The sequence below is a fragment of the Pseudomonas sp. BF-B-30 genome (assembly GCF_019956305.1).
Lineage (GTDB): Bacteria > Pseudomonadota > Gammaproteobacteria > Pseudomonadales > Pseudomonadaceae > Aquipseudomonas > Aquipseudomonas jessenii.
On record NZ_JAHBDG010000011.1, the window covers coordinates 87,732 to 103,203 of the forward strand.

Annotated in this window: 14 protein-coding genes; 8 read left to right on the forward strand and 6 right to left on the reverse strand. The window is 54.9% G+C overall.

Annotated elements, in window-relative coordinates; translation table 11 throughout:
• Positions 1-94: 94 nt before the first annotated feature.
• Together KGB29_RS06920 and KGB29_RS06925 are read left to right on the forward strand one after the other, a co-directional pair.
• Entirely contained in the window at positions 95-1,666 is a 1,572-nt protein-coding gene (locus tag KGB29_RS06920; RefSeq protein WP_223616281.1) for a hypothetical protein, read from the forward strand.
• A gap of 445 nt (positions 1,667-2,111) precedes the next feature.
• A complete protein-coding gene (locus KGB29_RS06925; protein ID WP_223616282.1) occupies positions 2,112-3,002 on the forward strand; it encodes a hypothetical protein in 891 nt (296 codons plus the stop codon).
• 167 nt (positions 3,003-3,169) lie between these two features.
• Here KGB29_RS06925 and KGB29_RS06930 read toward each other — a convergent pair whose 3' ends face one another.
• Complete coding sequence (locus KGB29_RS06930) at positions 3,170-3,793, reverse strand: hypothetical protein (protein WP_223616283.1); 624 nt, start codon at positions 3,791-3,793, stop codon at positions 3,170-3,172.
• A 222-nt stretch (positions 3,794-4,015) separates the two neighbouring features.
• Here KGB29_RS06930 and KGB29_RS28715 point away from each other — a divergent pair, with 222 nt between their 5' ends.
• Both KGB29_RS28715 and KGB29_RS06935 read left to right on the forward strand, forming a co-directional pair.
• Positions 4,016-4,219: a hypothetical protein gene (locus tag KGB29_RS28715; RefSeq protein ID WP_317851344.1), complete on the forward strand. Its 204-nt coding sequence runs from the start codon at positions 4,016-4,018 to the stop codon at positions 4,217-4,219.
• Positions 4,220-4,470: 251 nt separating this feature from the next.
• Positions 4,471-4,680 (forward strand): hypothetical protein, encoded by a 210-nt coding sequence (locus KGB29_RS06935; protein WP_223616284.1) that lies wholly within the window; start codon positions 4,471-4,473, stop codon positions 4,678-4,680.
• A gap of 755 nt (positions 4,681-5,435) precedes the next feature.
• Here the strand turns inward: KGB29_RS06935 and KGB29_RS06940 are convergent.
• The 5 genes from KGB29_RS06940 to glnT form a co-directional block, all read right to left on the reverse strand.
• A complete protein-coding gene (locus tag KGB29_RS06940) occupies positions 5,436-6,764 on the reverse strand; it encodes an ammonium transporter (protein ID WP_223616285.1) in 1,329 nt (442 codons plus the stop codon).
• A gap of 201 nt (positions 6,765-6,965) precedes the next feature.
• A complete protein-coding gene (locus KGB29_RS06945; protein ID WP_223616286.1) occupies positions 6,966-8,300 on the reverse strand; it encodes an FMN-binding glutamate synthase family protein in 1,335 nt (444 codons plus the stop codon).
• Positions 8,301-8,315: 15 nt separating this feature from the next.
• A complete protein-coding gene (locus KGB29_RS06950) occupies positions 8,316-8,999 on the reverse strand; it encodes a protein glxC (RefSeq protein ID WP_223616287.1) in 684 nt (227 codons plus the stop codon).
• Positions 9,000-9,010: 11 nt separating this feature from the next.
• On the reverse strand, positions 9,011-9,916 hold the full coding sequence (locus KGB29_RS06955; RefSeq protein ID WP_223616288.1) for a class II glutamine amidotransferase: 906 nt from the start codon (positions 9,914-9,916) through the stop codon (positions 9,011-9,013).
• Positions 9,917-9,988: 72 nt separating this feature from the next.
• Complete coding sequence (gene glnT / locus KGB29_RS06960) at positions 9,989-11,323, reverse strand: type III glutamate--ammonia ligase (RefSeq protein ID WP_223616289.1); 1,335 nt, start codon at positions 11,321-11,323, stop codon at positions 9,989-9,991.
• A 235-nt stretch (positions 11,324-11,558) separates the two neighbouring features.
• Here glnT and KGB29_RS06965 point away from each other — a divergent pair, with 235 nt between their 5' ends.
• The 4 genes from KGB29_RS06965 (at position 11,559) to KGB29_RS06980 (ending at position 15,464) form a co-directional block, all read left to right on the forward strand.
• The gene (locus KGB29_RS06965; protein ID WP_223616290.1) at positions 11,559-12,164 is read left to right on the forward strand and encodes a helix-turn-helix domain-containing protein; all 606 of its coding nucleotides are present in this window, start codon (positions 11,559-11,561) and stop codon (positions 12,162-12,164) included.
• A 308-nt stretch (positions 12,165-12,472) separates the two neighbouring features.
• On the forward strand, positions 12,473-13,339 hold the full coding sequence (gene purU, locus KGB29_RS06970; RefSeq protein ID WP_223616291.1) for a formyltetrahydrofolate deformylase: 867 nt from the start codon (positions 12,473-12,475) through the stop codon (positions 13,337-13,339).
• A complete protein-coding gene (gene folD, locus KGB29_RS06975; protein ID WP_223616292.1) occupies positions 13,336-14,241 on the forward strand; it encodes a bifunctional methylenetetrahydrofolate dehydrogenase/methenyltetrahydrofolate cyclohydrolase FolD in 906 nt (301 codons plus the stop codon). The genes purU and folD overlap by 4 nt, the downstream gene beginning before the upstream one ends.
• Positions 14,223-15,464, forward strand: a complete 1,242-nt coding sequence (locus tag KGB29_RS06980; protein WP_223616293.1) for an FAD-dependent oxidoreductase — start codon at positions 14,223-14,225, stop codon at positions 15,462-15,464. The genes folD and KGB29_RS06980 overlap by 19 nt, the downstream gene beginning before the upstream one ends.
• The last annotated feature ends 8 nt before the right edge of the window (positions 15,465-15,472 follow it).

The window sequence follows — 15,472 nt, forward strand, 5'->3', positions numbered from 1 at the left end:
AAGCGCCCGAAGTTACTTGGGCTTTTCCTAGGGGGTCAGGTCAAATTTTAATCGGTATAATCCACCTTATTGAGCATAGGGATGGATAGCACTGTTGGCCAAGAAGAACCGGGACGATTTCCTTCAATCTACTATCACAGTTATGCGTCAGCGAGCGGGCGAAGTTTGCTCAAACCCCGATTGCCTAGTACCTACCGCCGCTCCGTGCGGTAGTGACAAGGTCACGAGCATTGGCGTGGCGGCTCACATTCATGCCGCAGCACCAGGTGGAAAACGCTATCTCGCAGGAATGACTCGGGAAGAGCGGATACACATAGATAACGGTCTCTGGCTGTGCTCGAACTGTTCGATCATGATCGACAGAGACGTTGAACTGTTTCCCGCAGAACGGCTTTTTGAATGGAAGGTAGCCGCTGGTAATAGGGCCACTGAGGCACTGGGCAAAAGGCCTGAGCGCTCTGAGGATACGATAAGCAAGTTGATTGAGGCCCTGGATAACAGGCAACCTAAGCTCAACCTTGCACAGGCGATTGCTAAAGCCCACCGTGATCAGGAAGAGTTCCTTGAGCGGCTAGATCATCGCTTTGCTGTCACATCCCACCTTATCGACGGCAAGCCCTGCATCGAGATCAAGGCCAAGGAAACCGTAAACGTCCGACTCCAGGTAAGCACGACGCCAAACAAAGGGTACGCAGAGGGGTTCAGGAATCTTTTCGATCATGGTAAGAAGTTTGAGATTGATCTGCTAGATGCTTCCGTCCATGGATCTGATCTTCTCTCTCACCTTTTTACCGAAGACGCCAAGGTGGGTGGAAAGATGGTCTTTAGCCCGTCAACCCGCACTGCATCTGCCCGAATCGAACTCGTTGATCCGAAAACCAATCTGGTCGACCACGTGACAGTGGTGACGGGCGAGATTACTGCCGGCAAAAAGTCGATGCAGTTTGAGGGCAAAGCCTTTGAGGGTTTATTCACCGTTGGCTTCAATAAAAACCTTGTAGAGGATGGTTCGCCTCAAACCATCACCATGCATATCGACCTTGGCCAATGGGAGAAGCGACCACTGGCCTCCCTTCCGTACCTATCGAAGGTGGCAAAACTTTACCAACGCCTGGCAGACGGCTGGGAGCTCTCACTAATCATGGAGCACAAGGGCGACGTTATTTTCAGTGGCACAGGTGATTTCAAAGCCTGTGCAGATGACATTCAAGTACTCAACGCCTTCATGATTTACACAACGAGAGCACGCAGTGTTTCGATGCTGCTTCAAAAGCCAATCACATTCACCAAAGACATCACGTTCGACAGTCAGGAATTGACTAATCTCGAAGACATTCGCCGAATCCTAGAGAATCAAGGCCAGGTTCCAAGGGAAAATCTAACAAAGCCGATGATCGTCGATGTGATCTATGATGACAGCATCGATCAGTTTGAAATCTTGGGGGCAAACAGTCCAGGAACCTTGCGATTCATTGAAAGCGAACATGGGGCGGTTGCGGTTTTCGGTCAGGTAATCAGGCTGCCAAAAAGGGTTCTGCTTGTCGAAGGGTTTATTCCTCAGATCAAGCAGAAGAAGAGAAAGTGGAAGAACGGAGACTTCATCAAGCTGACCCTAAAGCCTATCGAAGGCTACGCTGTGACTAATCTCTACGATCAAGGTATTTGACAGAGTTGAAATCGGTGTAGGGTCAAGCTTTGCTTTGCGGATATCTGGCACCGTTCGGCGTGCAACAAACCAAACTATCGACATAGGGCACTGGAATCCTTTGTTCGCCGACCGGAATTTGGTGAGCGTTTCCTGGCCGAAGCGACCACCGGAATTTGGTGAGCGGCCCGGTTTACGTGGCCCGTAGCCGGCCCGAATCGAATATCGGGGGTTTTATCTCCCACCCTCCATCAGCAGCATCTCTGGCACCGGATCGAAATAGGGCACCGGAATTCTGTGTACGCCGACCGGAATTTGCTGAGCGTTTCCTGGCCGAAGCAACCACCGGAGTTTGGTGTGCGGCCCGGTTTACGTGGCCTGCAGCCGGCCCGAATCGAATATCGACCCAAACTCATCGGTGATGGCGGATGATGAATGAAACAATATCCTTTTATAGATATCTCAGATGACCGCTGATCAATGGCTTATTCCGTCCCTGCCCGAATCGATTCCTCCGTTGATACTGGCGAAAGCAGACGTGCTTGTAACGAAAACAGCTTTCCTTGCCGGCCTGCTCGCACCTGAAAGTGCAGCATGCTTGAGCAGACAGCTGAAGGTCTCTGACGCTGAGTACTCGAGGATCATCGACGGGTACAACACTGACCTGAAGGTGCTAGAAGACGCAACCAACTTGGCTAGCACGCAGTCCATATTGAGGGAAATCACCGAGCTTCGTCGACGTCTCATTGCGGCGCTAGCCCACCACCATCACCTAGTACAAACTCAACCGCTATCTGACGGTAATGGGGCTGTGGCGAGGTTGATCGTTCATATGCATTTCGCTCAGATCGGACTGCATCCGCACTTGTGGTCGCTGCCTCGTGGCATAGCTCGTAGACGGGAGGAGTATCAGGCTGCACTGGGCCTAACTGGTGGCACGCAAGGGAGACAACCTTCTGGTGGTTTCCAGCGAACAGACAAAGCCCTTCTCGGCTTCATCGCGTTCATGCTTGATGTCTGCCATGAAGAGGTCGACTACATGACTGCTGCCCTGAATCGCCGCAAGCTTCGTGAATCTGTTACGAATGCGTTCAACACAAACTCACGCTTAACAGAGGCCGGGATCAGAGCAGAAATTGCACCAGCTTTCCTGGCGCTGTTGATTCAGGGTGCGCTTCCTCGCTCTGAGTTCAATACCTTTACTGGGCTTCAGTCTGAAGCAGCAAGCAATCAAGTCGGCAGGTTGATCGACATCGGCCTGGTCGTGAGTCCGCCATCTGATCTCCTCACACTTGAGATCGCCTTACCAGACTGGTTTGTAAGGGAGCTTCTTCCGGATTTGCACGAGATTTGGTAGCTCTGATCGTCAAGATGCAGCTTGGCAGATACGACAGATGCTTCGGGCAGCATTGCCGTTCAGGGTTTACGTCGAGCCGGGCCATGAGGCCCGAAGCAGCGACATTTAGAAGTGCCTCGACTAGCCACACATCGTACCTGCAGTCCCCCACGGCCCCGTCCTAATAGCTAGTAGCATACGAGATGGCCGTCTTCGTCTAAATACGGAGCATACACCGTGGAGACAGTCGGTTGCTCGATCTGAGCCGCCAGATACCCAGCAACCCATAGCTGCTCCACAAGCCAGAACGCTTCCTCAAAGTTGAGCCGGAATGTCCTATCGTCAATGCCCAAGCATGGAAGATCGAGATCATCATCCAAAGCAATCACGAGCTTGTAATAGTCAGGCTCGCAGTGAGGAAATTCTGGGCGCCGAAAAGACCCTGATGCGCAGAACTCAAATCCTTTGTTCCTTGATTCATAAATTTGCAAGGAATCACGTTTAGTCGATAACGTTCGCGATTGGATCAATTGATACCAGGTAGCATAGGTTGCCAATCGCGATATAGATTCCGCACTACCTTCGCATATTCCGAGGTTCGAGTAGGTCAATAACATCTTCGCCAGACTTTTAGACACCTCAGCACACTGCTGCGCGGTGAAGCAATATTCGGAATCGTCAATGAGAAATGACACTTGGCCATCTATCACTTCGAGCGATGCCAAGTACGCTCCATCAGTACAACCGTGCCGCTTCATCGAGTGCTCGACCACAAAGACGACTTTGTTTTCATCAAAGTTCTTAACCGCCATGAATCATCCACCAAGCAAGATCACATAAATATGTAATCGGCTTGCTGCCGGTCAAACTTGAATAAAAACTAACAAATTCCAGCTCACTGAACAATCGCACCCACTATCGTTCATACTGCATTTAATATAATGCAAAAGATGAAAACTCGTTATTACAGTCTGTCGGTCTTCTCGCCCATGGAGCGTAGAGTTTTGAACGCTTGATCTCACCATCAACTAACGATTCAGGTAACGACTTATGCAGCCCAGCCTGTACCTGACCGAAAACCGTATACCAGCAAACCCACGGTTCAGGACAAGGCATTTCACAAAGAGCTCGAGCAGATGCGCGCAGATGCTGAAGCTGGACTGATTCATAAGCCAGAACGCGAGCCGGAGGACGATGGTGCTCCAAGCCTTAAGCTTGATGATTATCCGGATCTGTAAAACGTGCCACGGAGAAGCTACAGGCGAGAACGGCTTGCCGGCTCATAGCAATGGAGACCACACGTGAGACATTGAATGCTGAACATCCGAGGCAGTTGGGAATGCTCGCATCGCGTAGTACCCAACGAGCCGATACACATCTCAGCCCCTATTCTGAGCTTCCAGGATGAGTTCCCAATTTGGAAACAGTGACCCCTGAGCCAGGAGCTGCACCCGCCTGCTACGCTGACCTCTTCCACGGAGGAATCACAATGTCGAACGCAGACCTACTCCCTTCGCTACTCTTCAAAATCAATCAAAACCAGGTAGCCCTCGAAGCCGCAATCATGGAACTCACGCTTTGGGTCGAGCAGCGAGGGTCGGATGATATTGGAGACAATGTGCGCGGAGCACTGGCAACGATCAGCAAGAATGAAGAGTTCATCAACATGACGTTAGCGGTGCTGATGACGCCCGAGTGACAACTTCTTCATGTCAGACAGTTATCAGCCAAGAACAGGTGCACGAAACGTGGACTTTTTGGCCCCCTCGTCGACGTCCCGCCCATCGAACACAATCCCCATATCGCAGTAGTGAATCAATGACACATCGCTGGTATTCTCGCCGACAAGTTCGTCATTCATTAAGGGATGGAGGCGAAAATAGAAGCTCCGAAGCCGCGAACCTTCGGGGCTTTGCTTTTTATGTTTGGGGCTGCGCTGAGCAAATCGGTCATTCACAGCTCGGAAAACTCTTTCTCCCTCAAGCTCGCACTCGATTGACCAGGAACTGTGCCCAGCCATCCTCAGCTAGAGGAACAGCCTGAAGGGCAGACCTGCTCCCTTCCCTACTGTTCAAGATCAATCAAAATCAGTTAGCACTTGAAGCCGCGATCATGGAGCTGACGCTTTGGGTCGAACAACGCGGATCAGCAGAGATCGCCAGTAATATTCGAGGTGCTTTGGACACAATCAGCAAGAATGAATAGTTCATCAATATGACGCTAGCGTTGCTCATGGCGCCAGAGTGAGCAGGTCTCAAGTTAGGTTGGCTAGCCGGGCCTCGATGGCCCGAACGAGCGACTAGCCGCCCTCCTCTTATACAGCCTGTCGACGCATCCTCACAAAGGTAGCGGTCTATCCTGAATGACCTGCTCCATGACAAATGTTGAGGGCAGCTGCTGCACATTGGAACGTGGCTGTCTAAGTCACACAAGGTGACTTAGACACTCGAGCGATTATCGATAGTTGTAAGCGCTCTCATTATGCTCGGCCAAGTCCAGGCCCATCTCTTCGACATGCTCGTCTGCGCGCAAGCCAATCAACGCCTTGACCACTTTCAGAATGATCCAGCTGGCCGCGAAGCAATAGACCGTAGTGAACAACACGCCCTTGATTTGCGCGACCACCTGAACGCCCATGGTCACGCCTTCGACTAGACCGCCAAGCGACGGCACGCAAAACACGCCGGTCAATACAGCGCCGATCATGCCGCCGATGCCGTGCAGTCCAAACACATCGAGGCTGTCGTCATAGCCAAAGCGTTTCTTCAGCACCGTGACACTCAGGTAGCAAAACACGCCGCAGAACAAACCGATTGCCAGAGCACCACCGACACCGACGTATGCACACGCCGGCGTAATGCCGACCAGACCGGCCAAGGCACCACTGGCCAAACCCAGCGCACTCGGTTTGCCGACCCTGAACCACTCGGTGAACATCCAGCCGAGGATACCGGCACAGGCGCCCAGTTGAGTGTTCAGCATGACGATGCCCGACAGCCCATTCAACCCGCCACCAGAGCCAATATTGAAGCCAAACCAGCCGACCCAAAGCATTGCAGCGCCGACCATGGTCAGGCTGAGATTATGCGCGGGCATCGGCGCGTTTTCGTACCCTTTGCGCTTGCCCAGCATCAAGCATGCTGCCAATGCCGCGACACCAGCGTTGATGTGTACTGCGGTGCCGCCAGCGAAGTCCAGCACGCCCCAGTTATGCATCAAGGCCCCCGCCCCGCCCCAGACCATGTGCGCCACCGGCGCGTAAACCAGGGTGAACCAGATCGCCATGAACAGCAGTGCAGCGGAAAACTTCATGCGCTCGGCAAAGGCACCCGCAATCAGCGCAGGAGTGATGATTGCGAAGGTCATCTGGAAGGTCACAAACACGCCTTCGGGGATGTCGCCCACCAAGCTTTCTGGCGTCATGCCCGCGAGAAACGCACGACTCAAGCCGCCGACGAAGCTATTGAAGCTGACTTGGCCCTCAACCATGTTGGTGGTGTCGACCACCATGCTATAGCCATAGATCACCCACAACACTCCTACCAGCCCGGCGATACCGAAGCACTGAGTGAACAGCGACAACATGTTCTTGGCCCGCACCAGACCGCCATAAAACAGCGCAAGGCCCGGCAGACACATGAACAACACCAGTACCGCCGCCGTGACCATCCACGCGGTGCTGCCGGTATTGAGGGTTGGCGAATCGGCCGCATGGGCCAGAGGAATGCAGGCGCCGAGCGCCAGTAATGCGAGAAGAGATTTGCCGGGTAGACGGTTAACCATTGTCGAAGCTCCTGCGATGAATGGAAAAGTGTCTGGCAGAAAGCGAGGTAGAAGAGACGGGCCTTGGTGGCCTCTTGTTGTGTAATAAATAGAGCTGTCTTTGTGGGAGCGTACTCGCCCGCGATGGCGGCATGTCTGACAACACATGTGTTGCAGACAAATTTCTATCGCGGGCAAGTACGCGTTGAAGCGGTTATCGACTCAGTACTGCTGGCCTGGGATCCACGAGGTTCCTGCCAGTGGTACCCGAGCCATAGCTGCCGATTCCACGGTCAAGGCCACCAGATCCTCGGGATCGAGGTTGTGCAGGTGTGACTTGCCACAGGCGCGGGCCATGGTTTGCGCTTCCAACACCAATACACGCAAATAGTTGGCCAATCTGCGTCCACCCTCGACCGGATCAAGCCGTTTCGACAGCTCCGGATCCTGGGTAGTGATACCTGCCGGGTCACGGCCGTTCTGCCAGTCGTCATAGAAACCAGCGGCCGAACCGATTTTCTTCAGCTCCTCGTCCAGACGCGGATGGTTGTCGCCCAGGGCGATCAATGCCGCGGTACCGATTGCCACTGCATCAGCGCCAAGTGCCATGGCCTTGGCCACGTCAGCACCGTTGCGGATACCGCCGGAGACGATCAGTTGCACTTTGCGGTGCATGCCCATTTCCTGCAGCGCCTGCACCGCCTGTGGGATGGCTGGCAGAATCGGGATGCCGACGTGCTCGATGAACACTTCCTGGGTCGCCGCAGTACCACCCTGCATGCCATCGAGCACGATAACGTCAGCACCGGCTTTCACTGCCAGCTTGACGTCGTAGTACGGGCGGCTCGCGCCAATCTTCACGTAGATCGGTTTTTCCCAATCGGTGATTTCACGGATTTCAGCAATCTTGATCGCCAGGTCGTCCGGCCCTGTCCAGTCAGGGTGACGGCACGCAGAACGCTGATCGACGCCGATCGGCAAGGTTCGCATTCCAGCAACACGCTCGGTGACTTTCATGCCCAGCAGCATGCCGCCACCGCCGGGTTTGGCGCCCTGACCCAGAACGATTTCGATGGCATCGGCCTTGCGCAGATCGTCCGGATTCATGCCGTAACGTGACGGCAGGTATTGATAGACCAAATGCTGCGACTGACCACGTTCTTCCGGGGTCATGCCGCCGTCACCGGTGGTGGTGCTAGTACCAGCGATGGTCGCGCCACGGCCCAGGGCTTCCTTGGCGTTGGCGGACAGTGCGCCGAAGCTCATGCCGGCAATGGTTACTGGAATCTTCAGGTGAATCGGCTTCTTGGCGAAGCGGTTACCGAGAATCACGTCGGTGCCGCACTTCTCGCGGTAGCCTTCCAGTGGGTAGCGGGAAACGCTGGCGCCGAGCAGCAGCAGGTCATCGAAATGCGGCAGCTTGCGCTTGGTTCCGCCGCCGCGAATGTCGTAGATGCCGGTTTCGGCGGCACGCTGGATTTCCTGGATGGTCAGGCGATCAAAGGTGGCCGACTCACGCAGTACTGGAGGGGCTTTTGGATTAGTGGAATCGCTCATGTTCTTGCTCCTGGATCAGTACGCGGAGGCGTTATCGACTTTGAAGTTGTACAGCTGACGGGCCGAGCCGTAGCGCTTGAAGTCCGAGGATTTCTCGTTGAAGCCTGCACGGTTCAGCAGCTCCTGAAGCTCTTCCAGATGCTCGGCACGCATCTCTTTCTCGATGCAGTCCGAACCCAGTGATTCGACCTTGCCTTTGACGAAGATTTTGGTCTCGTACAGTGAGTCGCCCAGCGCATCGCCCGCGTCGCCACAGACAACCAGTCGCCCGGCCTGGCCCATGAAGCAGCTCATGTGACCGATGCTGCCGCCTACAACGATGTCGATGCCCTTCATGGAGATGCCGCAGCGCGCGCCGGCATCGCCTTCGATCACCAGCAAGCCGCCATGAGCGGTAGCTCCCGCTGCTTGCGAGGCGCTACCTTTGACCCGCACGTAGCCGGACATCATGTTCTCGGCGCAACCCACACCGACGTTGCCGTGCACGGTGACTGAGGCTTTTTGGTTCATACCGGCGCAGTAGTAACCGGCGTGTCCCTGAATATCCACGGACACCGCTTCGTTGACGCCAACTGCCAGGTTGTGAGCACCGTTGGGATGCATCACCACCCACTCGCGCTCTTCGAGATTTTTAACTTGATCGTGCAACGCCTGGTTGAGGTCGCGCACGGTGGAAGTGGAAAGATCGATAGTTTTCATGTGCGTGCTCCTTAAGCCGACTCGCGTTCCCAGATGTACATGGTGGCGGGAACGGGTTCCCAGACTTTGGCTTTCTCGATACCTGGCAGGCTCGACAGCGCTTGGTACTCCGAGGCCATGGCGACGTAGTCGTCGGTCTCGGCGAGGATCGCCGGCTTGCACGCGATTGGATCGCGGATCACCGCAAAACCGTTACGGGTGCCGATGGCGAAGGTAAAAAAACCATCCAGTGCTTCCAGCGAACTGTCCAACGCAGTCTTCAAGGAGTCGCCCTGCTGCAGGCGCCAAGCCAGGTAGCCGGCAGCCACTTCGGTGTCGTTTTCCGTATCGAAGTTGATTCCTTCGCGACGCAGTTCCTGACGCAGACGGAAGTGGTTCGACAGCGAGCCGTTGTGCACCAGGCACAGATCGGCGCCGGTGGAGAACGGGTGACTGCCTTCCATGGTCACGGCGCTTTCGGTAGCCATACGGGTGTGACCGATGATGTGGCTACCCTTCATGCTACCCAAGCCAAAACGCTCGGAGATCTCTTTGGGTAAACCCATGCCCTTGAGAATCTCGATGCTCTTGCCCGCGCTCATGATGCGCACGCTTGGGGCCAGTTCACCCAGCGCAGCACGCACCACAGACTCTTCTGCCTTGACCTTCAGCACCACGGCGCTGGCGTTCTGGAACCAGTCCAGCGACGCACCGAGCTTGCCTTCCAGCGCTGCAATCAGCGCCTTGAAGTCATAACCTTCGGTAGTTGCCTGCAAGGTCAACTTGACCCAGCCATCACCCACTTCATCACCGTAGATAGCAAAGCCGGCGCTATCCGGGCCACGATCGGTCATGGCTTCGAGCATTGGCTCAAAGAGCTTGCCGAGCTGGGATTCCAGCGCCGGATTTTTGAGGTAAAGCCCCACGATTCCACACATATTCATAACTCCTGGGCAGAAGATGCCCAACCCATTGGCTGGGCATCAGAAACAACGGGTTAAACGGGAGGGTTAGAAAAATTCGGTGTAGCGATTAACTTCCCAGTCCGAGACGTGGCGGCTGTACTCCACCCACTCCATGCGCTTGAGCTTGATAAACTCGCCGACAATTTCCTTGCCCATCACTTCGGCAAATAGGGGATCGGCTTCAAGCGCATCGCAGGCTTCCTTAAGTGACTGCGGCAAAGTTTTAATGCCTTTCGCCGCAATGGCTTCCAGTCCCAAGCTGTAAAGGTTTTCGTTGCAGATCTGATCGGGCATCAGCTGCCGTTCGATACCATCCAGGCCCGCAGCGATGATCGCGGCACTGACCAGGTACGGGTTACAGCCAGCGTCCGGAAGGCGAAATTCGAGACGGCCGTAAGGCACACGAACCATGGCTGAGCGGTTGTTTGCACCGAAGGCGATGAAAGCCGGCGCCCAAGTGGCGCCGGACAGCGAATTGCCGACTACCAGACGCTTATACGAGTTGACGGTTGGTGCAGCAAAGGCACAAAGCGCTGGGCCATGGGCGAGCAAACCTGCCGCAAAGTGATAAGCCAACTTCGACAAGCCCATACAGTTCTTGTCAGAGGCATCGAAGAACAGGTTTTTGCTCTCGGCGCTGGCAATAGAGAGATGGAAATGCATGCCGTTGCCTGCACGCTTTGGATCAGGTTTCGGCATGAACGAGCAGATCATGCCTAGATCATTAGCAATCTCACCGGCGGCCATGCGAAAGAAAGTGAAACGATCAGCCGACTCCATCGCATCGCTGTACGTGTAATTGATCTCGAACTGGCCGTTGGCATCTTCGTGGTCGATTTGATAAATGTCGAAACCCACGGGCTGCAATGCTTCAGTGAGTTTTTCAAGAAACACTCTGGAACGCGACAGACCTTTGTAGTCATAGCAAGGCTTGTCCAGGTTGTCGCTGGCGTCGACCAATTGCAGCTTGCCACTGGCATCCCGGCGCATCAGGTTGAACTCGGGCTCCAGACCAGTGTTAAGCGTCCAGCCTTTAGCTTTGAGCCGCTCTACTTGCAGCTGCAGGACGTAGCGACTGTCGTAAGGCCATGGTTCGCCATTGACGTGGCCAATGCAGACAATGCGACCGTAGCCTGGTTGCCATGGCACCGGAGTCAGCGTTGACAGATCGCCCTTGGCCATGAAGTCTGGGCCATGCGGCTCCATACCCATGCCACTGATGGCAAACCCGGCAAAGCCAGCACCAGCTTCTGCAACCATCGGCAGGCCTGAGATAGGTACCGACTTCGTTTTGGCGGAACCATGGATATCCACAAACTGCGCAAGCACATACTTGATACCGTGCTTTTCAATCAGACGCTGGGTCTCTGCTGGTAACATTTTGTCTCTGCTCCATATTCCGATGGGGAAACTTACTTTCCCAATAGGAATGCAAGCTGCTTGCCAAAGTCGGGAATCAAGATCATTTCTCCTTTGTTGGGAGATTTTCTTCTGTTTATATGGGAATATTCATTTCCCTATAGGAATATTGGCTCGGGCACCTTACACCGAGCTCTGCATTTCGCACATTCCCAGTGCGAAATATTTTTTATTGAGCGGAAACAGTGCACGAGTAATGAATATGCCAACCGAAACACAGCCAAAATTGAAGCTTGAGCAGTATTTGGGCATTGAGATCAAACGGCAGCGGCAGGCTCAGGATCTGAAACTCTCAGACGTCGCACGGATCGCAGGTATCAGCCAGGGCATGTTGAGCAAGATCGAAAACGCCCAGGTATCGACTAGCCTCGATAATCTGAGTCGCCTGTGCGATGTGCTGGGGATGCCGATGTCCAAGCTATTCAGCCAATACGACCAGCCAGGTAGCAGTGCCCTGCTGGTCAAGCGTGATGAAGGGCTGGAGGTGGTGCGCCGGGGAACAGAGAAAGGCCACACCTATCATCTGCTCAACCACACACGCGGGCCGAAGAAAAGCTTCGAGGCGTACATGGTCACCATGGACGACGCCAGCGAAGAATTCCCCACCTTCTCTCATCCAGGCACCGAGTTCCTGCACCTGCTGGAAGGCGAACTCGTGTATCGCCATGGCAATAAGCTGTATCACATGGAGGCGGGTGACAGCCTGACCTTCGACGGTGACATCCCTCACGGCCCGGAAGAATTGGTGAGAGTTCCGATCAAGCTGTTGTCGATCATGAACTATGGCGCGCAATCGGATTAACCCAAACTCCTAGATAGACCAACGGCAACGAACCACTTACAGCGTTGGCCTTCGGCACTTCACATCACGGCGTTTCCCACCTGCATCGCAGGTGAGGACGCCCGTATCCCCCGACGCCTCGACAAAAAATATTTCCTGTCAGTTAAAAAAGTTTCCAGATAGATCTGGACTCGACGAACGCTTTCACCTATAAATCCCCTGCAAGAATAACTATTTCCTAATGGGAATTTTTATTCACATGAGAAAAAGATTTTTACCCCTGAATTTCGCCCTTTAGTCAGCTGCCGCCATTTATCTGAGGAAACGTGATGCAACACGAAAAGAACCATTTCATTCTCAAGATCAGTTGTCCGGCGACCTCCGGTATCGTTGCGGCGGTAACCTCATACCTGGCAGGCAACGCTTGCTATATCGGTGAAATGGCGCAGTTCGACGACGAGTTCAGCGGCAAGTTCTTCATGCGTGCCGTGTTCCGTTTCAACGATGGCCATCAGGGCGATATCCAGCAGATCAAGGACGGCTTCATCGACGTTGCCCAGGCATTCGACATGAACTGGGAGCTGCACGACACCCGCGTACCCATGCGCGTACTACTGATGGTCAGCAAGTTCGACCACTGTCTGACTGACCTCCTGTACCGCTATCACAAGGGCGAGATGGACATGACGCTCACCGCCATTGTCTCCAACCACCTTGACCTGCGCCCAATGGCCGAGCGTGAAGGCATTCGCTTCATCTACCTGCCGGTGACCAAGGACACCAAGGCTCAACAGGAAGCCGCGCTGATGAAAGTGGTCGACGAAACCGGCACGGAGTTGGTTGTTCTCGCCCGCTATATGCAGATTCTGTCCGATGACCTGTGCAAACAGATTTCAGGTAGGGCCATCAACATTCACCACTCGTTCCTCCCTGGTTTCAAGGGCGCCAAGCCTTATCACCAGGCTTATGAACGTGGCGTGAAATTGATCGGCGCCACTGCCCACTATGTCACCAGCGATTTGGACGAAGGCCCAATCATCGAACAGGAAGTACAGCGTGTTGATCACGCGCATCTGCCAGAGGATCTGGTCGCTATTGGGCGCGACACCGAAACCGTGGCGCTATCTAAAGCGGTGAAATACCACCTGGAACACCGGGTATTCCTTAACAAGGACAGAACGGTGATTTTCCGATGAACACTTCCAAACTCATCGATGGCAAAGCGGCCGCCAATCGCGTCTTGACGCTGGTCAAAGCCGATGTGCAACGCCTTAAAGCCGACGGCATCGAACCTGCGTTGGCGGTGATTCTGGTGGGCCAGGATCCGGCCAGCCAGGTCTACGTTCGCAACAAAATTCTGCGCGCCGAAGAAGCCGGTATCCGCTCACTTGAATACCGCCTGAGTGCCGACACGACACAGGCACAGTTGCTCAAGCTGATCACCGAACTGAACAATGACGACAGCGTCAACGGCATCCTTCTGCAGTTGCCGCTACCGTCGCACATCGAAGAAACCCGAGCATTACAAGCCATCGCTCCGGGCAAGGATGTGGACGGTTTTCACAGCGAAAACGTCGGCGGCCTGAGCCAGGGTCGCAACGTTTTAACGCCTTGCACCCCAAGTGGCTGCATGCAGTTACTGGAAGATGTCTGCGGTGACCTCAGCGGTAAACATGCGGTAGTCATCGGCCGCTCGAACATCGTTGGTAAGCCCATGGCCGCTCTGCTGCTCAAGGCGCATTGCTCGGTAACAGTGGTGCATTCGCGCAGTGTTGACGCCAAAAACCTGTGCCGTCAGGCCGATATTGTCGTCGCCGCCGTTGGCCGTCCAAGAATGATCGATGCCAGCTGGCTCAAACCCGGCGCGGTGGTGATCGATGTCGGTATTAACCGCATTAACGAGGATGGCCAGAGCCGCCTGGTCGGTGATGTCGACTTTGACAGTGCCCTGCCCCTGGTCTCTGCCATCACTCCAGTGCCCGGCGGTGTCGGCCCGATGACCATCGCCTTTCTGATGAAAAACACGGTGACTGCTGCTGAACAGCAAGCCCATGCACAACGCAGCTCCTCGGAGGCCCCATGCCTTTCAATCTCCTGAAATACGGACTCAGCTCGGAGTATCCCGTCGAGGTGGATCTGCCTGCGCCGAAAGAGCTCAAGTCCTCCTATGACGTGGTGATCATCGGCGGTGGCGGTCATGGCCTCGCCACCGCCTACTACCTATCGAAGTACCACGGCATCACAAACATTGCGGTGCTGGAAAAGGGCTATCTGGGCGGCGGCAACACCGCGCGCAATACCGCCGTGATCCGCTCCAACTACCTGACCAGCGAAGGTGTGCGTTTCTACGCCGAGTCGGTGCGGATGTTCGAAAGCCTGTCCAACGAATTCGACTTCAACATCATGTACTCCCATCGCGGCCAACTGACCCTGGCGCACACCGATGCCACAGTCCGCTCGTTCCGTCAGCGCGCCGAGGTCAACAAACACTTCGGTGGTCGCACCGAGATGATCGATCGCCAGCAAATTCGTGAACTGGTACCGACCCTTAATCTCGATCCGGGTCACTTACCCGTGATCGCTGGTCTCTGGCACATCGACGGCGCTACTGCGCGACACGACGCCGTAGCCTGGGGATACGCCAAACAGGCGGCCAAGCGTGGTGTCGAGATTCATCAGCTCACCGAAGTGCAGGAACTGGTCATTGAGAACGGAACCATCACTGCGGTGAAAACCAATCGCGGCACCATCAAGTGCGGCTGTGCGGTGCAGGCTGTGGCGGGCATGAGTTCACAGCTGATGAAGAAGGCAGGAATTCGCTCACCTATTCAGACCTTCCCGCTGCAAGCCATGGTCACCCAGCCCTTTAAGCCCTTCCTCGACCCACTCGTGAGCTCTTCTGCCCTGCATTGCTACGTGCAACAGACCAGTCGTGGCGAAGTAGTGTTCGGCGGCGGCTCCGACCCCTACCCGCTGTTCAATACCCGCTCGACGCTGGATTTGAAAGAAAGCCTGCTGGCTCACGCTATCGAGATGTTCCCGTTTCTGGCCAACGCCAAACTGATGCGTCAATGGGCTGGGATCACAGACATGACCCCAGACTACAGTCCGATCATGGGCCTATCGCCAGTGAAGAATTACTACCTCGACGCGGGTTGGGGGACTTGGGGCTTCAAGGCCACACCGATCTGCGGCAAGACCATGGCCGAACTGGTGGCCAGCGGCGGCAAGGTGCCGGAGCTGATCAAACCGTTTGGTCTGGAGCGCTTTTCCACCTTCCAGCAAGTCAACGAAATGGGCGCGACAGCGGCCAGTCACTGACGGAGAGC